A 20,615-nucleotide genomic window follows, 5' to 3' on the forward strand; every position below is an offset into this window, starting at 1 on the left:
GAGAGATCAATGTCATGCCGGTGTTGCGTACAACGGTTCAGCGCTGGGCGAACGCCAGGTTCAGGCCCAGGGCGGCGAAGCTGGCGGCAAAGCTGCGGCGCAGCCAGTTCTGCACCTGGGGCGATTCGATCACCGCCTTGCGGAACAGGTTGGCCAGCAGGCCGTAGGCCACGAACACGGCGAAGGTCATCGCCATGAACACGCCGCTCAGGCCGAGCATCTGCATGGCCGGCGACGGGCCGTCGTGGCTGATGAACTGCGGCAGGAAGGCCAGGAAGAAAATCGTCAGCTTGGGGTTGAGAATGTTCAGCAGGCAGGCCTTGAGCACCAGGCCGCCGGCGCTGGCGGCGGGAACGCTGGCGTCCACGGCGAAGGCCGAGCGGTCGCGCCAGGTGGCGTAGGCCAGGTACAGCAGGTAGGCGACCCCGGCGAATTTCAGGCCCTGGAAGGCCAGTGCGCTGGTGTGCAGGATCGCCGACAGGCCCAGCACCGAGGCCAGCAGGTGCGGGACTATCCCGGCGGTACAGCCGACGGCGGTGAACAGGCTGGCGCGCTTGCCGGCCACCAGCGCCGTGGAAATGGTCAGGATCACGCCGCTGCCGGGGATCAGCACGACGATCAGCGAGGTAATGAGAAAATCCAGTGAGAGCATGGCGCAGGGGACTCCAGGGCAGGTGACAGGGGCTCAGGTCTGGCTGAACACTTCCAGCAGGTGGCCGTCGGGGTCATCAAAATACACCCGGCGAGCGCCTTCGTGGCGGTTGATTTCGTTCGGGCGCTGCTTGCCCGGGTCGGCCCAGAAGGCCAGGCCGCGCTGGCGAATGCGCTGCAGTATCGGCTCGAAGTCGTCGTCGGCGACCAGAAAGGCATAGTGCTGGGAGGCGATGGGTGGGTCGTTGTCGTAGTAATCCAGGGACACGCCGTTATCCAGCTGCACCACCAGCATCGGGCCGAAGGGGGTGGGCGGCGGCAGGCCGAGCAGTCGCACGAGAAAGTCCGCCGACCGTTGCTTGTCGCGACACCAGACGATGGTGTGGTTGAGTTGCACGCTCATGATGGGCCCCGCGTGTTGTTTTTCTGGTTTCAGATTAGGTGAAATTCGCTGTCGGTCACGGGGAATGCTCAAATGGCCTGTCGCTGGCACGGAACAGCACGGCGCCTTGAAGGTCGATATCCGCGGCGACGCGCTTCCCTCGGGCGCGGGCCACCTTCGGAATTACTGGGAAGCCATGTCTATAAAACCTCTGCATTCACTTCGCTGGGCCGCTGTCGCGGCCTCGCTGGCCCTGGCCGGTTGTGCCGGCCAGCTCGGTTCAAAGGCGCCGGCGCCAAGCCCGGCCCAGGTCCAGGCCCAGGTGGCGCGCCTGCTGCCGGCCAAGGTCGCCGACCGCCAGGGCTGGGCCCGGGATATCCAGGTGGCCTTTACCGCCCAGGGCATCGAGCCGAGCAAGAGCAACCTCTGCGCGGTGCTGGCGGTGGCCGAGCAGGAGTCCACCTATCAGGTCGACCCGCCGGTGCCGGGGCTGGGCAAGATCGCCCGCAGCGAAATCGACCGCCGCGCGGCCAAGGTGCATGTGCCGTCGATGCTGGTGAGCGCGGCCTTGCAGGTGCACTCGCCGAACGGCAAGTCCTACAGCGACCGCCTGGCCGGGGCGCGCACGGAGAAGGAACTGAGCACGATCTTCGACGACTTCATCGGCAGTGTGCCCATGGGCAAGACCCTGTTCGGCAGTTTCAACCCGGTGCACACCGGCGGGCCGATGCAGGTCAGCATCGACTTCGCCGAGCAGCAGGCGCGCAATTACCCCTACAGCGTGGACGGCTCGATCCGCCGCGAGGTGTTCAGCCGGCGCGGCGGCATGTACTTCGGCATCGCCCACCTGCTCGGTTACCCGGTGAACTACCCGCAACCGCTGTACCGCTTCGCCGACTTCAATGCCGGCTGGTACGCCAGCCGCAACGCCGCGTTCCAGAACGCCCTGAGCGTGGCCTCGGGGATTTCCCTGGCGCTGGACGGCGACCTGATCCGCTACGACTCGATCATGCCCGGCAGCACCGAGCTGGCGGTGCGCGCCTTGGGCAAATCCCTGGACATGCGCAACCCGACCATTCGCAACCAGCTGGAGAAGGGCAACAGCCTCGAGTTCGAGGACACCACGCTGTACAAGCGGGTATTCGCCTTGGCCGATCAGGCCCAGGGCAAGCCTTTGCCGCGGCAGATCCTGCCGGGCATCCAGCTGAAGAGCCCGAAGATCACCCGCAAACTGACCACCGCCTGGTTCGCCAAACGGGTGGATGAGCGTTATCAGCGGTGCATGGCGCGGTAGATCCGGCGCAAGGACCGTGTAGCCGCTGGCGCAGCCTGCGATCGGTCGCGCAGCGAGCGCAACGATGCAGCGCGGTATTCCTGAAAGACCCTATTGTCAGGCCTGGCGTCTGCTGCGCAGCCGATCGCAGGCTGCGCCAGCGGCTACAGGGGCAGGGTGATCGGTTGGGGATTGGTAGCGCCCTGAAATGAAAAAAGCCCGGCTGATAAGGCCGGGCTTTTTTTCGAGTACCGCGGACCGCGCAATCATACGGCGCGACGCTCGATCAGACGGTCGGAGCCACCTTCGGCAACGCGACGTTCGATCAGACGATCGGCACCACCTTCGGCAACGCGGCGTTCGATCAGACGATCGGAGCCACCTTCGGCAACGCGACGTTCGATCAGACGGTCGGAACCACCTTCGGCAACGCGGCGTTCGATCAGACGGTCGGAACCACCTTCGGCAACGCGGCGTTCGATCAGACGGTCGGAGCCACCTTCGGCAACGCGACGTTCGATCAGACGGTCGGAGCCACCTTCGGCAACGCGACGTTCGATCAGACGGTCGGAGCCACTTTCGGCAACGCGACGTTCGATCAGACGATCGGAGCCGCCTTCAGCTACACGGCGTTCGATCAGGCGATCGGAGCCACCTTCGGCAACGCGACGTTCGATCAAGCGATCGGCGCCACCTTCGGCGACACGTTTTTCAATCAGGCGATCCGAACCGCCTTCGGCGACTACCGGGTAGGCCGAGGACGCGGCAAAAGCGTTTGTTGCAAGAACCGAGAAAGCGATGCTGAGAAGAGTCTGGCGTTTCATGATGGTGTGCTCCGGGGTGTTGTTGGGTTGGTATGGAGCGGATGTTACGCGGCGGATTTTTTTTGAGAATTTCATTGGGTCGATGGTGACCATCGACGCCAATGATATCGGCGCCAACCCCTGAAATAGAGCTTTGCGACGGAGTTTGAGGAGGGAAATCGCAGCTCGCGGCGTGCAGATTTGTAATAAACATCACTGGCACCACGGGCTCCGACAGTGAGCCTGAGAATAAAAAAGCCCGGCACATCAGGCCGGGCTTTTCGGGCTTTGCAGAGTGCCGCGACTCAACGGCGGCGCACGAACCGGCGCCACAGCCAGACCCAGATCATCACCAGCGGGAAGGCCAGGATCAGGAACGGCAGTACGTAGCTGCCTTTCTCCAGGGCTTCGGCGGTGCCGTAGGCGAGGTTGTCCAGCAGGTTGTCGAAGGCCCGTTGCAGTTTCGAGCCGCGCTGGCTGCTGTCGGTGGGCACGAAGTTCAGGGTCAGGCGATTGGTGTCGAGCCGCCGCTGGTGCCCGGCGGCGGCCTGGGCCAAGGCTTGCAGGTCGTTCTCGATGCTCGCCTGTTCCTTGCTCAGGGCGATCAGGTCGCTGACGGTGATGTCCTTGCGCGCGGCCAGTTGGTCGAGGCGTTGCTGCTGGGCCTTGAGCCGCTCCTGCTGGCGCTGCACGTCGGCCACGGCGTCGGCCAGGTCTTCGGCAGTGGTGATGCGTTCGCCGATTTCCGCGCCCTGGGCGGCCAGCGCGACTATCGGTTCGACGCCGTCGGGCACGATGCGCAGGATCACCTGGGCGCGGTACTGGCCTTGTTGCAGGCGCAGGATATTGCAGGCGCCGAACCTGGCGTTTTCGCAGGCTTCGCGGGTGGCGGCCAGGCGCGGCGCGATCTGCGCCGAGGGCAGCGACAGGCTCAGCTCATGTTCGTAGGCCAGCTGCGCACCGGCCTTGCCCTGGGCGCCGCCGACCGCCACCGAGGACGCATGATCGCTGGGGGAACAGGCGGCCAGCAGGGTGCTGAGCAGCAGCACGGCGAGGCTGCGCAGCGGGGTGGGGGTGTCGTCCTGAGGGTGCATGGTCGCTCCTTGAAATAAATGATCGTGCCCGGGGCTGGCGGGACAGCTGCATATCTTATCGTCGATAGCCGGGGGAAGGGCGAGGATGTGGTGTCGCCGCGATTTATCGCCAGGGATTTGCCGGATGGATACGGCTGGGCGCCGGCGCCGCTTCGGGGTACACCTCCGGGAGCGATGACCCGCGCCCCGGTCATCGCCATCGGCAACGGAGACCCGCCATGAGCACGCCCGAGCTACCCGAAGGTTATGCCCCCTTGTCCCGCAGCAGCCCGTTGCTGGAGCTGATCGGCCCGGTGTATTGCCGTGGCAGCGGCCTGCAGCTGGAAATCGGCCTGCGCGCCGACAGCCGTCACGCCAACGGTCGTGGCACCGTGCACGGCGGCATCCTCGCCACCCTGGCCGATATCGGCATGGGCTACGCCATGGCCTTCGCCAGCGACCCGCCGCTGCCGTTGATCACCGCCAGCATGCACCTGGACTACCTTGGCGCGGTGCAGCTCGGCGAATGGATCGACGTGCGCCTGGAGCACTCCAAGCGCGGCCGGCAGATGGCCTTTGCCACCGTCATCCTGCAGGTCGGCGAACGGGTGGTGGCCAGGGCCAACGCGGTGTTCGCGGTGCCGGGTGGCTGAGGGCAGGTCAATTGTGTGGGGCGCTTTTGCGAGCGCTTCGCGCTCGATCGCAGGCTTCGCCAGCGGCTACCGGGGAAGCGATCTGTGCCGTTGGCGGGCGGGGCCGCGGGCTTGTGTAGCCGCTGCCGCAGGCTGCGATCGAGCGCGCAGCGCTCGCAGGCAACCCCTCTTAGTCCGCTGGTGCAACTATCTGCTTCCACTCCAGGCCGAAGCGCGCCAGGTACTTGCGCAGGCGGTCGGCGTCATTCGGCTGGGCCTTGGTCTGGCGGGACACGCCAAACAGCTTGCGTCCGGCATCGGACAGGCTGTCGGCCTGGCGGCAGACCTCGAGCACCGCCTGCAATTGCAAGCGGTCGAACAGGTCGAGTTCGGCCGTGTCGCCGAGCAGAGTGGCCAACGGATCCTGCGCCTGGCTCAAGCCCCAGGCATAACGTAGGCGCTCGATTTCTTCCTCGGCCTGGGCTTCGTCGATGCGCCCGCTGTCGGCCAGGGTGGCCATGCGGGTGATGGAGGCCGACAGCTCGCGGAAGTTGCCCAGCCACGCCGCCTCGTTGGAACTGGCAAACGCCAGGTAGCGCCGCCGTGCCTCGAGGTTGAAGCGCACCAGGCGTCCTTGTTCCCGGGCGTGGCGTTCCAGTTCGAAATCGATGTTCGGCTCGATGTCCTCGCGCCGCCCGGCGAGCCCCGGCAGGTTGAAGGTCCAGAGGTTGATCCGCGCATACAGGTCCTCGCGGAACAGGCCCTGGGCGACCCGGCCGCGCAGGTCGCGGTGGGTACCGGCGATGATCAGGAAGTCGCTGTCCACTTCCTTGTCCGAGCCCATGGGGAAGAAGCGTTTTTCCTCGATGGCCTTGAGCAGCATCGCTTGTTCGTCGAGCCCCAGTTCGCCGATCTCGTCGAGAAACAGCATGCCGCCATCCGCCGCCCGCAGCAGGCCGTCGCGGGCGTTCTGGGCGCCGGTGAAGGCGCCCTTGATATGCCCGAACAGGGCCGACATGGCGCCGTCGCCGCGCAGGGTGGCGCAGTTGACCTCGACAAAACGCCCTTGGACTTGGTGCCGGCCGCGCTTGAGCTCATAGATGCGCCGGGCCAGGAACGACTTGCCGGCACCGGTGGGGCCGATCAGCAGCATCGGTGCCTTGGAGCGCACAGCAACACGCTCGATCTGTTCGATGGAACGGTTGAACGCGGCGTTGCGGGTGGCGATCCCCGACTTGAGGAAGGCCAGGCCCTCCAGGCGCTTGCCGGCGAAGCGCGAGGCGATGCGGTCGTAGCGCGACAGATCGAGGTCGATCAGGGCATGGGTGCCGGTGGCGTGCTGCTCCGGGTCGCGGCGCCGCGCCGGGGAGGTCTGGATCAGCCGCGCCGGCAGGTAGCGCGCCTCGGTCAGCAGGAACCAGCAGATCTGCGCCACGTGGGTCCCGGTGGTGATGTGCACCAGGTAGTCCTCGCGCTCGGTGTCGAAGGGGTAGGCGCTGGTGAAGTCGTGCAGGGCGCCGTACACCTCTTCGAAGTCCCAGGGGTTCTTCAGGCCCATGGGGTGCAGGCGCACCTCGGTTTCGGGCGACACCTGGCGAATGTCGTTGGCCACCCGCTCGGCCAGGCTGACGTCCCGGGCGTCGATGCCGTGGATCAGTTCCAGGCGATTGATCAGCACGTCCTGCTGCTGGCACAGGCCGACACTGGGGCGCCAGTGGCTCCAGCGGTTGGCGCCCTTGCCGACGCGATCGAGGGTGGAACCGACAAAACCTATGGCGACCGTGGGCTTGCCCGACATGTTTATACCTGAAGATAAAAAGCGATAAACAAAGATATAAAATTATCAGCAGCTTTGTCTCGAAGACTCGCAGAGGAAAAATGATTTAAAAATAAAACAGTTATAAATCAATTGGTTAAGAAATAATTCGCAGAAAAAAATAAAACTGGCACAGCGGCTGCAATCTCTCTGGCAACGAACAAGGCAACAGAGCGAGACGCCAAGATGGCCAACTTCCAGCTGTTCAACACCCAACAGGCAAAAGCACCGGCGAGCAACACCCTGAATGCCGCCCAGGCCCCGGCCTATGCCTACAACGCCAAACACCGCCTGGCCCAACTGGCGGTGACCGGTTGCCTGAACTCGACCTTCTACACCTCGCCCGAAGGTCAGCTGGAAGCGGTGCTGCAGCTGGTGAGCGAAGTCGACAGCCGTTTCGTCGCCCAAGCCGCGCGTTACGCTCGGCAGCAGGGTCATATGAAAGACATGCCGGCCTTGCTGCTGGCGGCGCTGACCGCGCAACGCTCGGCCCTGGTGCCGGAGCTGTTTGCCCAGGTGGTGGACAACGGCAAGATGCTGCGCAACTTCGTGCAGATCCTGCGCAGCGGGGCGACCGGGCGCAGATCCCTGGGGTCGCAGCCCAAGCGCCTGGTGCAGAACTGGTTGAACAGCGCCAGCGAACGCCAGCTGTTGCAGGCCTCGGTGGGTAACCAGCCGTCGCTGGCGGACGTGGTCAAGATGGTTCACCCCAAGCCAAGCGAGGCCTGGCGCGCAGCCTTCTTCGCCTGGTTGATCGGCAAGCCGGTGGATGCGCAGGCGTTGCCTGAGCTGACCCGCGCCTTGCTGGCGTTTCGCAGTGGTGCGACCACGGTGGTGCCGCAAGTGCCGTTCCAGTTGCTCGGCAACGAAACCCTGAGCCGCGAGCAATGGGCCGAACAGGCGCACAATATGGGCTGGCAGGGGCTGCGCATGAACCTCAACACCCTGGCCCGCCATGGCGCGTTCCAGGTGCCGGGTTGCACCGAGTATGTGGCGTCGCGGCTGGCGGATGCCGCTGAAGTGGCCAAGGCCCGGGTCTACCCGTACCAGTTGTTGGCGGCCTACCGCATGGCCGGGGACGAGGTGCCGCAACAGGTTCGCGAGGCGTTGCAGGATGCCCTGGAACTGTCGCTGGCCAACGTGCCGGCGCTGCAAGGCGCGGTGGTGGTGTGCCCGGATGTCTCGGGGTCGATGCACAGCCCGGTCACCGGTTATCGCCAGGGCGCCACCACGGCGGTGCGCTGCATCGATGTGGCGGCACTGGTGGCGGCAGCGGTGTTGCGCAAGCAGCCGGCGGCGCGGGTCATGCCGTTCGAGGTCGGGGTGGTGGATATCCGCCTCAACCCGCGGGACAGCGTGATGAGCAATGCGCAGAAACTGGCGGCCATTGGCGGTGGCGGGACCAACTGCTCGGCGCCCCTGGCACAGCTGGCCAACGCCAAGTGCAAGGTGGACACCCTGATCCTGGTCTCGGACAACGAGTCGTGGATCGATGCGCGGCGCCATGGGGCGACTGAAACCCTGCGCCAGTGGGAGCGGATCAAGGCCATCAACCCGCAGGCGCGGCTGGTGTGCATCGATATGCAACCCGGGGCCACCACCCAGGCGCCGGACCGCGAGGACATCCTCAACGTCGGCGGCTTCAGTGACGCGGTGTTCGATGTGATCCAGCAGTTCACCGTGGGCAACTACGGTGCGCAGCACTGGGTCGAGGCGATCGAGGCGATGGCGCCCTGATCGGCCAGACGTGAGATAAACCGTGCGCCGCTCACCCGGCGCACGCCGAAGAATTTTTGTTCATTGGCCCCGAATGCCGCTGTGACTACATCCAAAGACGTCCCAGCAGATCTTGTCAGGGCCTATGAAGGCACGAATGCCAGTGGCTGTACATCCTGGTGATGCCGGTTCGATTCCGGCGATCAGTCACTTCTTTTGTCGTGCCACCTTTTTGCAGTTTCAGCGACGAATGCGGATGGAACTACATCCCAGATTCGTGATGCGGGTTCGAGTCCCGCCGGTGCCTGGAAAGGCGCCGTAGTTCAACGGTCAGAACACGAGTGCACGGTTTCATCGACCCTTGTCGTCGCAGGTTTTTCTCCCGCCCGAGCGGGATGGCAGCGAATGCCACAGGTACTACAAGGTGTCGCGGGTTCGAGTCCCGCCAGCCGCAAGGCTGTAGCTCAGTCGGTAGAGCGATGTGCCTGTTCTCTTGTCGCTGCCCGCAGGCCCGGCCTGCACCGATTGACCCGGCGAATGCCGGTGGAACTACAGGACAGCGTGGTCGCGGGTTCGATTCCCGCCAACCGCAAGGGAGTAGCTCAGTGGTAGAGCGCGCTGCATGTTTCACCTTCACGGGGCGCCGTTTTATGCCGGACCACCGGCCACCGAACAGGGTCGAAAATTCGACCACAGAAAAAAGAGTCAGGAATATGGAACACAAGACCTACCAACTGCTGGAAGTCGTCAACGGCAAGCCGATCAAGATGTGGACCGAGGGCGTGCCGGTGGAGAACGAAGCCCGCCAGCAACTGATGAACACCGCGAAGATGCCGTTCATCTTCAAGCACCTGGCGGTGATGCCGGACGTGCACCTGGGCAAGGGGTCGACCATCGGCAGTGTGATCCCCACCCTGGGCGCGATCATCCCGGCGGCGGTAGGGGTGGATATCGGCTGCGGCATGATTGCCGCCCGCACCTCGCTGACCGCTGCCGACCTGCCGGATAACCTGCACGGTTTGCGCAGCGCCATCGAACAGGCGGTGCCCCACGGTCGCACCTCGCCGCGCAGCGGTCGCGACAAGGGCGCCTGGGGCGACGTGCCGCGCCAGGCCGACCATGCCTGGGCGGCCTTGCAGCCACGCTTCAAGGCGATCACCGACAAGTACCCGGCGCTGGCCAACAGCAACAACCGCCAGCACCTGGGTACCCTCGGCGGCGGCAACCACTTCATCGAGGTTTGCCTGGATGAAGCCAACCGGGTCTGGTTCATGCTCCACAGCGGTTCCCGTGGCGTGGGCAACGCCATCGGCAACCTGTTCATCCACCTGGCCCAGGCGGACATGCGCCAGCACATCGCCAACCTGCCGGACCGCGACCTGGCCTACTTCGAGGAAGGCAGCCGGCACTTCGACGATTACGTCGAGGCCGTGGCCTGGGCCCAGGACTTTGCCCGGCATAACCGTGAATTGATGATGCAGCTGGTGATCCAGGCCACCCGCCAGGTGATCCGCAAGCCTTTCGAGGTGGCGCTGGAGGCGGTGAACTGCCACCACAACTATGTGCAGAAGGAGCGCCACTTCGGTGAAGAGGTGCTGGTGACCCGCAAGGGCGCGGTGTCGGCGCAGAAGGGCGAGCTGGGGATCATCCCCGGATCGATGGGCGCCAAGAGCTTCATCGTTCGCGGGCTGGGCAACGAGGAGGCGTTCTGCTCCTGCAGCCACGGTGCCGGGCGCACCATGAGCCGCACCAAGGCCAAGAACACCTTCACCCTGGCCGACCAGATCCGCGCCACCGCCCATGTGGAGTGCCGCAAGGACACCGCAGTGATCGATGAAATCCCGATGGCCTACAAGGACATCGACCACGTCATGCACGCCCAGCGCGAGCTGGTGGAAGTGCTGCACACCCTGCGTCAGGTGGTGTGCGTCAAGGGGTAGAACAATGGACGACAGGGAAGCAGTGGTACAGGTGCCGTCCAGCTGGCATGACCAGCTGAGCGACTACGAAGCCCGCCGCGTGCGGGAGGTGATGGACACCCTGGACAGGCACAGCGCCTGGCTGGAACTGAGCCGCTTCGGCAACGGGTTCGTGCGCCAGGCCGCGGTGCGCGGCCTGGCCGCACAGCCTTCGGCAGAGGCCCTGGCCGCCTTGCTGGAGCGCCTCAACGATTGGGTGCCCCAGGTTCGCCAGGAGGCGGCCGCGGCAGTCGAGGCGTATTGGGCGCCGGAGCACGCCGGGCTGCTGTTGCAGACCCTGGCACCGTTGCTGGCCCTTGCCAGCAAGCAGCGGGCCGACCACGGCGCGACCCTTGAGCGGGCCACCGCGGTGTTGCAACTGGCCCAGGTGCGCGACGAAGTGCAAGGGGCCTTTGGCGATTGCCGGGGCAAGGCCGCGCGCTTTGTCTTCGAGCTGTTGCTCAAGGGCGTCGAGGACCGGCCGGCGCTGCTGGCCATGGCGTTGCGCCACGCCGAGGTCAGCGTACGGCAGATGGCGGTGGATGCCTGCGCCGAACTGCCCGACGAGCAGGCGCTGCCTTTGCTGGAAGAGGTGATGCGCAGCTGTGGCGCCAGTGTGCGGGTCAAGGCCTTGCGGCTGCTGTTGTCACGCTTGGCCGATTGTCGCGGGTACCTGGCGCAGGCCCTGCTCGACCCTTCGGGGGCCTTGCGTTGCCTGGCCCATTGGGCCGCGCCACGCCATGGGCTGGACCCGCGGCAAGTGCTGCTGGCCCGGTTGCAGCAGCCGGCTCCGGGCAACAAGCGCCAGTGGCTGGGCCTGCTGGGGCTGGCCAGGGAACTGCAGGAGCCACGGGCCGACGCCATGCTGCAACAGGCCCTGGCCTCCAAGGCGCTGACGGTGCGCCTGCTGGCCCTGCGAACCCTCGGCGAGCGTGGCCTGGCCCAACAGTTGGCGGCCCTGGACGATCCGTCGGACAAGGTCTTCGACTGCGCCCTCGGCCTGTTGCACGAGCAGCCCTGGGCGGCGTTCGAGGCGGCCCTGGAACAGCGTCTGGACCAGCATTGGCATGCACTGCCGAAGGCGCGTCGCTGGGCCTTGCTGGGGCTCAAGCCGGGCTGGCGCCAGTTGGAGTACCTGCTGCATCGCCTGGACCAGGCGGGCAGCGAGGCGGCTTATTGGCGCGAGGCCCTGGCCCGTTGGTGCGATGTCCGCTACGCGATGTTCGACCCGGTGACCCCCAAGCCACTGCGAGAAGCACTGGCGCAGCGGTTGCAGGCGATGGAGGAGGCCGGTGAAGTGCCTCGGGGATCGCTCAAGCGCCTGCTGTGAACGAAGCAGGACGATCAGGCCAGCGCGAGAGGCGGCTGGCGATCGTCGATTGAACAGGACAAGGAACCATGGAACTTCATGAGCGTCACCCGCTGAGCAGCACCATGCGCGAACGGGTACTGGATGAGCTGGCGCGGATCGAGCGCGAGCGCAATGTGCGGGTGCTGTATGCCTGCGAATCGGGCAGTCGGGCCTGGGGCTTTGCCTCCACCGACAGCGATTACGATGTGCGTTTCGTCTATGTGGAAAAGCCCGAGTGGTTCATCCAGGTGGACGCCGGGCGGGACGTGATCGAGCGGCCGCTGGACGACGAACTGGACATCAGCGGCTGGGAACTGCGCAAGACCCTCGGGTTGCTGCGCAAATCCAACCCGACCCTGCTGGAGTGGCTGGATTCGCCCCTGGTGTATCGCAGCGAGCCGGCGGCAACCGCACGCTTGCGCGAGCTGGCGGAGGCGTTTTATAGCCCGCCGGCGGCCCGTCATCATTACCTGTCGATGGCCAGGAAGAACTTTCGCGGTTACCTGCAAGGCGACAGCGTGCGGTTCAAGAAGTACTTCTACGTGCTCCGGCCGTTGCTGGCGGTGCGCTGGATCGATCAGGGGCGCGGCCGCCCGCCGATGACCTTCGCCGACCTGCTGAGCACTGTCGACCACCGGCCACTGCTGGACGAGGTGGATGAGTTGCTGGCCTTGAAGCGCAGCGCCGACGAGGCCGCTTACGGGCCCAGGCGTCCGGCGCTGCACGCCTTTATCGCCGCTGAACTGGAACGCCCGGTGCCCAAGCTGGCGCGCACCCATCAAGACAATGCTTTGCTGGACGACTACTTGCGAGACAGCGTCCGGCGCTACGCCTGAGGAATGTAATGAAACAGGATGTCATCGAACTGGACGGCGCCATTGGCGGCGGCCAGGTCCTGCGCAGTGCCCTGAGCCTGTCGATGCTCACCGGCAAGACCCTGCGTATCCACAACATACGGGCCCGGCGCAGTCGCCCGGGGCTGCTGCGCCAGCACCTGACCGCGGTGCTGGCGGCGGCGCAGGTCTGCGCGGCCAGGGTCTCGGGCGCCGAGTTGGGTTCCCGAGAGCTGACCTTCGAACCGGGGCCGATTCGCGGCGGCGACTACCGCTTCGCCATCGGCACCGCCGGCAGCTGCACCCTGGTGTTGCAGACCCTGCTGCCAGCCCTGTTGCAGGCCCCGGAGCCCAGCCGCGTGAGCATCAGCGGCGGCACCCACAACCCGCTGGCGCCGCCGGTGGATTTCCTCCAGCAGGCCTGGCTGCCGCAACTGCGACGCATGGGCGGGCAGGTGGAGTTGCAGCTGCTGCGCCATGGCTTCGTTCCCGCCGGCGGTGGCGAGCTGGAGGCTTTTATCCAGCCCTCGACCCTGCAACCGCTGTACCTGGAACAGCGTGGCGAACTGCTCGGGCGCCGGGCCTGGGCCTTGAGTGCCGGCCTGCCGGAACATGTGGCGGAACGCGAATTGCGCCGGGTTGGTACTTGCCTGGAGCTGCCTCGGGAACACCTGAGCCCGGTGCGGCTGGATGAGCAATGCGGCCCGGGCAACGTGCTGTTGCTGGAGTTCGTCTGCGAGCACCTGACCGAGCTGTTCAGCGGGTTTGGCCAGAGCAGCCTGCGGGCCGAAAGCGTGGCCGATCGGGCCATCGACCAGGCCCGCGAGTGGCTGGATTCCGGCGCAGCGGTGGCCGAGCACCTGGCCGATCAACTGCTGCTGCCCATGGCCCTGGCCGGCGGCGGGAGCTTCACCACCCCACGCATGAGCGAGCACCTGCAAAGCAATATCCGGGTGATCGGGGCATTTTTGCCGGTGCGTATCGACTGTTCGGCGAGCGCCCACGGGGGGCTGCGCGTCGAGGTTCTCCCCCAGCGTCATTGAACGGAATGTGTCTGCGCTGGCGGACCACTGAAGAGAATATTGGATGAATTTCACTGAAGTCTTTTTGCAGAAGAAACTGCGCCTTACCGAACAGCTGTTGCAGGGGTTCGATATTGCCAATGATCTGGCGATTTACCGGCAGAAAACCACGATCAAGGACGGGATGTCGCATAGCTATACCGATGCACGCAGCCACCATCCGTTGTTAGTCCGCAAGTCCTTGGACAGCCATGAGCATCTTTCGATGTTCCCCGTGGTCTTCGACTACCTGGACCTGGTGGTCGACCAGAACCATAGGACGACCAATATGCGGTTCGAGGAAAAGCTCAAGGTTTTCCGCCGCAAGAACCAACAGCCCGATCCGTTGCTCAGGCATATCGAGATCATGGTTTTCGACTACGCGATCACCGTCCGCAATAAGCTTGTCCATCACAAGACCCGGTTCTCTGCGTGCGGCAAGTTCTTGCAGGTAAAGGCCGGGATGCGGCTGGAGATCGCGCACTTCGGGCTGCTCAACCGCTTGATCTATTTCCTGGTGCGACGCATGCAGGCTCCCGAGCCGCTGAACCTTTATCAACGGGCTCTGCTGGTAAGTGCTTATCGTGCGATATTCGGGCATCTGGACAACAAGCTGGATGGACTGGTCGCTAGCGGCCCACGGTTACCGTCGATGAATATCAAGCGGCCCCGTTATCTGTTCGATATGGCCCAGGAGAACATTGCCGAGGATGTGGTGATATTCGATAAGTTGGCACTCTTCCCGGACCCTACCGGTTATCCCGATCGCGAAGCCTTCCTCAAGGCGTATCCGGACCCTGACCGCAAGATCATGTATGGCAATTACACCTACCTTCTAAGCTACCGTGGGAGCGTGTTGCGCGTGCCGGCCGAGGCTATCAATCAGCATCCGGACTATCGCCTCGCGGACTTCCGGCACTGGAGTGAACAACCCGCGTAGGCAACCCGTCAGATCTAAGGCCCAGTCAAGCGAGGGGATGGTCATGTATCAACTTTATGGGACACAAGGCTCCGGTTCGGCCATCGTCGAGATCGCCCTGGAGTGTTGCCAGGTGCCGTACCGTATCGTCGAAGCCTCATCCTGGGCGCCATCACCCGGGGCCGACGAGCTGGCGCGGCTCAACCCGCTGAAACAGGTCCCGACCCTGCAACTGCCGGACGGCAGTGTCCTCACCGAGAGCGCGGCGATCCTGATCGAGCTGGGCTTGCGTTATCCGCGCTCGGCGCTGCTGCCCGAGGATGAGCGCGCCCGGGCGCAGGCGATTCGCGGCCTGGTGTTTATCGCCGCCAATTGCTACTCGGCGATCAGCGTGATCGATTTCCCGGAGCGTTGGTTGCGCGACGCCGATGAAGCGCTGAAGGCGCGGGTGCGCGACGCAGCCCAGGAGCGCCTGCACCGCAACTGGGAGGTGTTCGCCGATCAGTTCGCCACGCAGCTGTACGCCAGCGGTTCACCCCTGGCGGCCCTGGATTTCCAGGCGGCGGTGGTGTCGCGCTGGTCCGGCACCCGCGAGCACCTGCGGCGCGTACGGCCCGGGTTCTGCGCGCTGCTGGAGCGCATCGACCGCCATCCGCAGGTGGCGCAGGTGCTGGCGCGGCACTGGCCGGACTGAATACGGCAGGGCGCGAGGCAGCAAAAGCCGTCGATGGTCGAGCGCGAGGCTCTTATACTCGCCGGTTTTCTTACTACTCAAGAGGAATGCCCCTTGGCCAACGAACCGGATCAGGACTTCTACAACCGCGCCGATGCCATCATCGAACTGGCGAACACCCATATCAGCGACAGCAGCCGCGGCAAGGCCAGTGCCTCGCTGATGTACGCCAACTCGCGGTTTGCCGCCTGGGTCAGCGCCTGCGGTTGCCGCAACGCCGAAGAGCTGGCGGCGGCCAAGCAGCAGGCGGTGGATTACTTCGTCGAGGAATTTCGCCTGATGCTGGAAGAGAACCTCACCGACTACATCGAGAATTTCAGCCTCTACATGACGCCTCAGGACAGCTGAAAAGCATCGCGGGCAAGCTCCGCTCCTGCAGAAGACCGTGAGCTTCCGAAGGCGCGGAGCTTGCCCGCGATAGCGTCAGTGATGTCGCCGTTACAACCCCATTTCCAGTTCCAGCAGATCCGCCAGCGGCTGGCGGCGGCGGATCAGTTTCACCTGGCCGTCCTCGAACAGCACCTCCGGCAGCAGCGGCCGGCTGTTGTAGTTGGAGGACATGCTGGCGCCGTAGGCACCGGTGTCGTGGATCACCAGCAGGTCGCCGACCCGGGCCTGGGGCAGCGGCTGCGGGGTCAGGCTTTCGTCGTCCTGGGTGAAGATATCGCCGGACTCGCACAGCGGGCCGCCGACCACGGTGGGCCGCAGTTCGCGCTGGACCGCCTGGCCGTTGGCGTCGATCAGGCTCATGGCGTGATAGGCGCCGTACATGGCCGGGCGCATCAGGTCGTTGAAGCCGGTGTCGGCCAGCACGAAATGATGATTGCCGGCGTCTTTCACCACCCGCACTTCGCTGACCAGGCAGCCGGCCTCGGCCACCAGGAACCGCCCGGGTTCGATTTCCATGCGCACGCCGTGGCCGAGCCAGGCTTCGATTTCCTCGCGGGCCTGGCGCCAGGCGTTGGCATAGCGGCGCACGTCCACCGGTTCGTCGCCGGCGCGGTAGGGAGTGGACAGGCCGCCGCCGATGGAGAAGGCCTCGATGTCGTGGTCCAGGGACTTGACCGTCGCCACCATGGCCGCGCCGACCTGCTCCAGGTGCCCGTAGTCCACGCCGGAGCCGATGTGCATGTGCAGGCCCACCAGTTTCAGGCCGTACTGGCGGATCACCGCGAGGGCTTCGCCGACCTGCTCGTGCCAGATGCCGTGCTTGCTGTTTTCGCCGCCGGTGTTGGTCTTGCGGCTATGGCCGTGGCCGAAGCCCGGGTTGATCCGCAGCCATACGCGGTGGCCCGGGGACTTCTCGCCGAGCTGGCGCAGCATATCGATGGAGCCGGCATTGACCTCGATGTTCAGTTCCACCACCCGTTGCAGGGTGGCGGTGTCGAACAGGTCGCAGGTGAAGACAATGCCGGCCGGGTCGCCTTGTGGGCTGAACCCGGCCAGCAGCGCCCGCTCGATTTCCCCCAGGGACACCGCGTCCACCCGCACCCCGGCCTCGCGGATCAGGCGCAGCACCTGCAGGTTGGAGCAGGCTTTCTGCGCGTAACGCACCACGTCGAAGGCCTTCAGTTGCTGGATGCGCACCTTGATGGTCCGTGCGTCGTAGCACCACAACGGGGTGCCGTACTGGCGGGCGGCGGCGGTCAGTTGCTCGGGAGAAAAGGGAATGGCCATGGCAATCGTCTGTGGCGAGGAAAGAGGCCTGCATGATGCCGAGGGCGATGTATTCAATAAAATATCTATTCTTTGTATCTCGATTCAGTTTTGATATGGGTTGAATGAATCAACCTCTCAAACCAAGGAGCAAGCGGTGGACATTTCCCTGCGCCATATCGAGGTGTTCCGCGCCATCATGCAGGCCGGCAGCGTCACCGGCGCGGCGCGCCTGCTGTTCACCTCGCAACCCACGGTCAGTCGCGAGCTGGCGCGGCTGGAGAGCCTGTCCGGGCTGAGCCTGTTCGACCGCGAGGGCGGCCGCCTGCTGCCGACGGCCCAGGCCATGCTGTTGCTGGAGGAGGTGGAGCGGGCCTATGTCGGCCTGGAGCGGATCAACAGCGTGGCGCAGTCGATCCGCCGCTTCGAGCACGGCCAGTTGAGCCTGACCTGCCTGCCGCTGTTCTCCCAGACCCTGCTGCCGCGGGTGTGCAAGCACTTCCAGCAGCGCCACGCCGGCATCGGCCTGAGCATCACCGCCCAGGAATCGCCCTTGTTGGAAGAGTCCCTCAGCGCCCAGCGCCACGACCTGGGCCTGACTGAAAGCGAGCACCTGCCACGGGGCACCCAGGGCGAATTGCTGTTCTGCGCCGACATGGTGTGCATCCTGCCGGAAGGGCATCCGTTGCTGGCCAAGCCGCTGCTGCACAGCGAAGACTTTCGCGGGGTGGATTTCATCAACCTGTCGGGCCTGGACATCTATCGTCAGACCCTCGACGAGCACTTTCGCCAGGCCGGCATCGACCGCCGCGTGGTGATCGAAACCACCAACGCCGCCTCGGTCTGCGCCATGGTGCGCCAGCAACTGGGGGTGGCGATCATCAACCCACTGAGCGCCATGGAGGAGGCGGGCAGGGGCCTGGCGATCCGCCCGCTGCAGTTGTCGGTGCCGTACCGGGTGATGCTGATCCGCCCGGATTACCGGCCGTCGTCGATTTTCGTCGAGGCCTTCTGCGCCTCCTTGAAACAGGAGGCGTCGGCCCTGGCCGCGGCCCTCGAGCGTCGACTGCTGCAGCCATGACGGGCATTGCCGCCGTTGTCGGCCTAGGCTTGGAGCAACCGGATCCTTGGTAAACCCTGGGGGATGTCTGTCATGGCGGGACCTGTAACGAGCGAATCCGGGAAACACCTGGGCCGCGGCATTCCGCGCACGGTCTGGGCGCTGGGGTTCGTCAGCCTGTTCATGGACGTATCGTCCGAGCTGGTGCACAGCCTGTTGCCGCTGTACATGGTCGCAACCCTGGGGATCAGCATGCTGGTGGTCGGCATCATCGAGGGCGTGGCGCAAGCCACGGCGCTGATCGTGAAAGTCTTTTCCGGCGCCCTCAGCGACTTCATCGGCCGGCGCAAGGAACTGCTGTTGCTCGGTTACGGCCTGGCGGCGCTGACCAAGCCGCTGTTCCCCCTGGCGGCTTCGGCGGAGCTGGTGTTCAGCGCGCGCCTGCTGGACCGCATCGGCAAGGGCATTCGCGGCGCGCCACGGGATGCCCTGGTGGCGGACGTGGCCCCGGCAGAAATTCGCGGCGCCTGTTTTGGCCTGCGCCAGTCGCTGGACACCGTGGGGGCGTTCGTCGGCCCGATCCTGGCCATCGCCCTGATGCTGTGGCTGGCCAACGATATCGCCCAAGTCCTGTGGCTGGCGGTGATCCCCGCGGCGCTGGCGGTGGCGCTGCTGATCTTCGCCATCCGCGAACCCGAGCATGCCCCCGGTACCCGGCACTTCCAGTCGCCGTTGCGCCTGGCCTCGCTGCGGCGGTTTTCCCGGCATTACTGGTGGGTGGTGGCCATCGGCGCGGCCTTCACCCTGGCCCGCTTCAGCGAGGCGTTCCTGGTGCTGCGGGCCCAGCAACTGGGTTTCTCCGCCGCCTGGGTGCCGCTGGTGATGGTGGTCATGGCCGGGTTCTACATGGTTTCGGCCTATCCGGTCGGCAAATGGTCGGATCACATCAATCGCAGCATCTTGCTCAGCGTCGGCCTGCTGTTGCTGATCCTCGCCGACCTGGTGCTGGCCTATGCCGACTCGGTGCCGATGGTGCTGCTCGGCGTCGCCCTGTGGGGCCTGCACATGGGCTTCAGCCAGGGCATCCTCGTCACCCTGGTGGCCGACACCACCCCCGCCGACCTCAAGGGTACGGCCTTTGGCGTGTTCAACCTGCTGAGCGGGATCGCCCTGTTGCTGGCCAGCGTGATCGCCGGCTGGCTGTGGCAGGCCCATGGCGCGGCGCTGACGTTCTACGCCGGGGCGGGGTTTGCCGCGTTGTCGTTGCTGTTGCTGATGGGCAAGCCGAAGTCGCAGTGACAGCGCTTGCGGTTGACCCGCTTAGGGTAGGTTGGGATGAAACAGGTCTTTGCGAATGGCCGCCTGGATCTCGCTGTAAGGCTTGATCATTGCAGACATAAAATTGCTGTTGTTCGCTGGCCTGACGTAGTTATCCAGTAATGGAAAATCACTGATAGGGAGGGTGAGGAGAGTTCCGATGAACTTCTGTCGAGAGTCTTCATATTCCGTTATCAGCTCTCCCAGATAGCTATCCATCGTGTGCAGTTTTTCAATCAGTTTTTCGGGGGTGGTAATGGTCTTGGAAATAGTTCTGATATCCCGTTTGAGATTTTCCAGCTCCAGTTGAGCCTCGTTGATCAAGTCAAAAAAAACGTCGTATTGGGCCAGCGAAAGCTGGCGTGTCGTCCCTGTGAGCGTCATATGCGCCCTGGTCATTCGCCGAGCTTTTTTTGCCCAGCTATAGGCGTTCGCGGTTCGGGAAAGCACGGAGATCAAAAGCGATTCTCGGTATTCGAAATGCTTTTGCTGTTGGTCGCGCTTTTTTTCGCTGGCTTGTCGTTCTTGCTGATACTCAAAGACCAGCAGCGAGACAATTGTGCCGATCACGGATACCACCAACAGCTGCAGGGTAGATTTGCCTATTTCAGGGCGTATGTCTTTTATGCCGGTGGGCCAATAGAGGGCCAGTAGTATGCAGATGCTGCCGAGAAAGATGCCGGAAAGTACAAGAACAATCCTTTTTTTCATGACTTGATCCTTGATAAATGGCTTTAGTTGGTCACGCTAGGCTGATCGGCCGACAGGCTCCAGACAATGGAGCTGAGGATGCCCAGGTCGAGCAACAGGGCTTGCGAGCGCAGGGCCTTGCGCAAGGATGGGTAGTCGGCCTGGGTCGCCTTGAAGCTGGACTTTTCCAGCACATGGATATGCCTGGTCACTGCAGTGACGGCCAGGTCGGCCAGCTGTTTCTCGGTGCCGGGCAGCGCCACATCCAGCTCTTTCAAGCGCTCCTGGAAGGCGGCGATGGCTTCTTTTTCACGGTCATCCCGAGGCTGGTAGAGGATCTTGCGCTCGGGGGCGCTTGCAGCGACTTTCTTGAACAGCACGGCTGACTCGTTGAAGTGTTGCAGGGCCGCTGCCTTGGCCTCGGTGGCGTGCAGGGTGTCCCGCAGTTCGAGGTACATCAGCATTTCGTGGGATTTCTGCAAGCCCCGGTGCAGTTCGGCGCCGGCGCTGGCCGAGAGTTTCCCGAGTTCTTTCCTGTCCGCGTCGAAGGAGGGGCCGGCAGTGGCCTGGAGGCTGGCCAGCCCCGCCAGCACGATGCAAAAGCCGGTGTAGAGCAGGCATCTGGTCAGGCGCATGTTCCGCTCCTCGTTATCGGGTCGATGAAGCAGGCGAAGGGCTGGGTGGCGTATCG

The 20,615-nt window shown here is 64.5% G+C and carries 20 protein-coding genes and 1 tRNA gene; 13 read left to right on the top strand and 8 right to left on the bottom strand.

Annotated elements, in window-relative coordinates; genetic code table 11:
• Window positions 1-37: 37 nt before the first annotated feature.
• Both IF690_RS11630 and IF690_RS11635 read right to left on the bottom strand, forming a co-directional pair.
• The gene (locus tag IF690_RS11630; RefSeq protein WP_202700152.1) at window positions 38-652 is read right to left on the bottom strand and encodes a LysE family translocator; all 615 of its coding nucleotides are present in this window, start codon (window positions 650-652) and stop codon (window positions 38-40) included.
• 33 nt (window positions 653-685) lie between these two features.
• Window positions 686-1,054, bottom strand: a complete 369-nt coding sequence (locus tag IF690_RS11635; RefSeq protein WP_202700153.1) for a VOC family protein — start codon at window positions 1,052-1,054, stop codon at window positions 686-688.
• A 175-nt stretch (window positions 1,055-1,229) separates the two neighbouring features.
• On the opposite strand from IF690_RS11635, the gene IF690_RS11640 reads away from it, so the two are divergent.
• Window positions 1,230-2,327 carry a DUF1615 domain-containing protein gene (locus IF690_RS11640; protein WP_202700154.1) on the top strand — a complete coding sequence of 366 codons (1,098 nt, stop codon included), beginning with the start codon at window positions 1,230-1,232 and terminating at the stop codon, window positions 2,325-2,327.
• 245 nt (window positions 2,328-2,572) lie between these two features.
• On the opposite strand, the gene IF690_RS11645 is transcribed toward IF690_RS11640, so the two are convergent.
• Window positions 2,573-3,130: a phage infection protein gene (locus tag IF690_RS11645; protein WP_202701394.1), complete on the bottom strand. Its 558-nt coding sequence runs from the start codon at window positions 3,128-3,130 to the stop codon at window positions 2,573-2,575.
• 284 nt (window positions 3,131-3,414) lie between these two features.
• A complete protein-coding gene (locus IF690_RS11650) occupies window positions 3,415-4,203 on the bottom strand; it encodes a DUF4349 domain-containing protein (RefSeq protein ID WP_202700155.1) in 789 nt (262 codons plus the stop codon).
• Between the two features lie 218 nt (window positions 4,204-4,421).
• On the opposite strand from IF690_RS11650, the gene IF690_RS11655 reads away from it, so the two are divergent.
• Window positions 4,422-4,835 (top strand): PaaI family thioesterase, encoded by a 414-nt coding sequence (locus IF690_RS11655; RefSeq protein ID WP_202700156.1) that lies wholly within the window; start codon window positions 4,422-4,424, stop codon window positions 4,833-4,835.
• A gap of 169 nt (window positions 4,836-5,004) precedes the next feature.
• Here the strand turns inward: IF690_RS11655 and rtcR are convergent, their stop codons facing one another.
• Window positions 5,005-6,612, bottom strand: a complete 1,608-nt coding sequence (gene rtcR, locus IF690_RS11660; RefSeq protein ID WP_202700157.1) for an RNA repair transcriptional activator RtcR — start codon at window positions 6,610-6,612, stop codon at window positions 5,005-5,007.
• Between the two features lie 204 nt (window positions 6,613-6,816).
• Here rtcR and IF690_RS11665 point away from each other — a divergent pair, with 204 nt between their 5' ends.
• From IF690_RS11665 to IF690_RS11705, 9 genes are all read left to right on the top strand, one after another.
• Window positions 6,817-8,367 (top strand): RNA-binding protein, encoded by a 1,551-nt coding sequence (locus IF690_RS11665; RefSeq protein WP_202700158.1) that lies wholly within the window; start codon window positions 6,817-6,819, stop codon window positions 8,365-8,367.
• 432 nt (window positions 8,368-8,799) lie between these two features.
• A tRNA-OTHER gene (locus IF690_RS11670) sits at window positions 8,800-8,935 on the top strand.
• Window positions 8,936-9,059: 124 nt separating this feature from the next.
• Complete coding sequence (locus IF690_RS11675) at window positions 9,060-10,286, top strand: RtcB family protein (RefSeq protein WP_202700159.1); 1,227 nt, start codon at window positions 9,060-9,062, stop codon at window positions 10,284-10,286.
• Between the two features lie 4 nt (window positions 10,287-10,290).
• Window positions 10,291-11,634 carry an amino acid adenylation domain-containing protein gene (locus IF690_RS11680; protein WP_202700160.1) on the top strand — a complete coding sequence of 448 codons (1,344 nt, stop codon included), beginning with the start codon at window positions 10,291-10,293 and terminating at the stop codon, window positions 11,632-11,634.
• Window positions 11,635-11,702: 68 nt separating this feature from the next.
• The gene (locus IF690_RS11685; protein WP_202700161.1) at window positions 11,703-12,491 is read left to right on the top strand and encodes a nucleotidyltransferase domain-containing protein; all 789 of its coding nucleotides are present in this window, start codon (window positions 11,703-11,705) and stop codon (window positions 12,489-12,491) included.
• Window positions 12,492-12,499: 8 nt separating this feature from the next.
• Window positions 12,500-13,531: an RNA 3'-terminal phosphate cyclase gene (gene rtcA / locus IF690_RS11690; protein WP_202700162.1), complete on the top strand. Its 1,032-nt coding sequence runs from the start codon at window positions 12,500-12,502 to the stop codon at window positions 13,529-13,531.
• A gap of 43 nt (window positions 13,532-13,574) precedes the next feature.
• On the top strand, window positions 13,575-14,489 hold the full coding sequence (locus tag IF690_RS11695) for a hypothetical protein (RefSeq protein ID WP_202700163.1): 915 nt from the start codon (window positions 13,575-13,577) through the stop codon (window positions 14,487-14,489).
• Window positions 14,490-14,532: 43 nt separating this feature from the next.
• Complete coding sequence (locus IF690_RS11700; protein WP_202700164.1) at window positions 14,533-15,162, top strand: glutathione S-transferase family protein; 630 nt, start codon at window positions 14,533-14,535, stop codon at window positions 15,160-15,162.
• A 93-nt stretch (window positions 15,163-15,255) separates the two neighbouring features.
• Window positions 15,256-15,549 carry a DUF3144 domain-containing protein gene (locus tag IF690_RS11705; RefSeq protein ID WP_038631449.1) on the top strand — a complete coding sequence of 98 codons (294 nt, stop codon included), beginning with the start codon at window positions 15,256-15,258 and terminating at the stop codon, window positions 15,547-15,549.
• A 90-nt stretch (window positions 15,550-15,639) separates the two neighbouring features.
• Here IF690_RS11705 and lysA read toward each other — a convergent pair whose 3' ends face one another.
• Window positions 15,640-16,878 (bottom strand): diaminopimelate decarboxylase, encoded by a 1,239-nt coding sequence (gene lysA / locus IF690_RS11710; protein ID WP_202700165.1) that lies wholly within the window; start codon window positions 16,876-16,878, stop codon window positions 15,640-15,642.
• Between the two features lie 136 nt (window positions 16,879-17,014).
• Here lysA and IF690_RS11715 point away from each other — a divergent pair, with 136 nt between their 5' ends.
• Window positions 17,015-17,938, top strand: coding sequence for a LysR family transcriptional regulator (locus IF690_RS11715; RefSeq protein ID WP_202700166.1), 924 nt, complete (start codon window positions 17,015-17,017; stop codon window positions 17,936-17,938).
• A gap of 72 nt (window positions 17,939-18,010) precedes the next feature.
• Window positions 18,011-19,216 carry an MFS transporter gene (locus tag IF690_RS11720; RefSeq protein ID WP_202700167.1) on the top strand — a complete coding sequence of 402 codons (1,206 nt, stop codon included), beginning with the start codon at window positions 18,011-18,013 and terminating at the stop codon, window positions 19,214-19,216.
• A gap of 21 nt (window positions 19,217-19,237) precedes the next feature.
• Here IF690_RS11720 and IF690_RS11725 read toward each other — a convergent pair whose 3' ends face one another.
• Window positions 19,238-19,945: a hypothetical protein gene (locus tag IF690_RS11725; protein ID WP_202700168.1), complete on the bottom strand. Its 708-nt coding sequence runs from the start codon at window positions 19,943-19,945 to the stop codon at window positions 19,238-19,240.
• 23 nt (window positions 19,946-19,968) lie between these two features.
• A complete protein-coding gene (locus IF690_RS11730; protein ID WP_202700169.1) occupies window positions 19,969-20,559 on the bottom strand; it encodes a hypothetical protein in 591 nt (196 codons plus the stop codon).
• Window positions 20,560-20,615 lie beyond the last annotated feature (56 nt).

Origin of the sequence: Pseudomonas sp. SK3(2021) (assembly GCF_016772375.1) — a bacterium.
Classification (GTDB): domain Bacteria; phylum Pseudomonadota; class Gammaproteobacteria; order Pseudomonadales; family Pseudomonadaceae; genus Aquipseudomonas; species Aquipseudomonas chlororaphis_I.

Coding starts and splice junctions, on each gene's coding strand:
- IF690_RS11680 (WP_202700160.1), top strand. CDS start 10,291: ATGGACGACAGGGAAGCAGTGGTACAGGTGCCGTCCAGCTGGCATGAC.
- IF690_RS11730 (WP_202700169.1), bottom strand. CDS start 20,559: ATGCGCCTGACCAGATGCCTGCTCTACACCGGCTTTTGCATCGTGCTG.
- IF690_RS11635 (WP_202700153.1), bottom strand. CDS start 1,054: ATGAGCGTGCAACTCAACCACACCATCGTCTGGTGTCGCGACAAGCAA.
- IF690_RS11665 (WP_202700158.1), top strand. CDS start 6,817: ATGGCCAACTTCCAGCTGTTCAACACCCAACAGGCAAAAGCACCGGCG.
- IF690_RS11630 (WP_202700152.1), bottom strand. CDS start 652: ATGCTCTCACTGGATTTTCTCATTACCTCGCTGATCGTCGTGCTGATC.
- rtcR (WP_202700157.1), bottom strand. CDS start 6,612: ATGTCGGGCAAGCCCACGGTCGCCATAGGTTTTGTCGGTTCCACCCTC.
- IF690_RS11655 (WP_202700156.1), top strand. CDS start 4,422: ATGAGCACGCCCGAGCTACCCGAAGGTTATGCCCCCTTGTCCCGCAGC.
- IF690_RS11720 (WP_202700167.1), top strand. CDS start 18,011: ATGGCGGGACCTGTAACGAGCGAATCCGGGAAACACCTGGGCCGCGGC.
- IF690_RS11725 (WP_202700168.1), bottom strand. CDS start 19,945: ATGAAAAAAAGGATTGTTCTTGTACTTTCCGGCATCTTTCTCGGCAGC.
- rtcA (WP_202700162.1), top strand. CDS start 12,500: ATGAAACAGGATGTCATCGAACTGGACGGCGCCATTGGCGGCGGCCAG.
- IF690_RS11640 (WP_202700154.1), top strand. CDS start 1,230: ATGTCTATAAAACCTCTGCATTCACTTCGCTGGGCCGCTGTCGCGGCC.
- IF690_RS11685 (WP_202700161.1), top strand. CDS start 11,703: ATGGAACTTCATGAGCGTCACCCGCTGAGCAGCACCATGCGCGAACGG.
- IF690_RS11645 (WP_202701394.1), bottom strand. CDS start 3,130: ATGAAACGCCAGACTCTTCTCAGCATCGCTTTCTCGGTTCTTGCAACA.
- IF690_RS11700 (WP_202700164.1), top strand. CDS start 14,533: ATGTATCAACTTTATGGGACACAAGGCTCCGGTTCGGCCATCGTCGAG.
- IF690_RS11675 (WP_202700159.1), top strand. CDS start 9,060: ATGGAACACAAGACCTACCAACTGCTGGAAGTCGTCAACGGCAAGCCG.
- IF690_RS11695 (WP_202700163.1), top strand. CDS start 13,575: ATGAATTTCACTGAAGTCTTTTTGCAGAAGAAACTGCGCCTTACCGAA.
- lysA (WP_202700165.1), bottom strand. CDS start 16,878: ATGGCCATTCCCTTTTCTCCCGAGCAACTGACCGCCGCCGCCCGCCAG.
- IF690_RS11650 (WP_202700155.1), bottom strand. CDS start 4,203: ATGCACCCTCAGGACGACACCCCCACCCCGCTGCGCAGCCTCGCCGTG.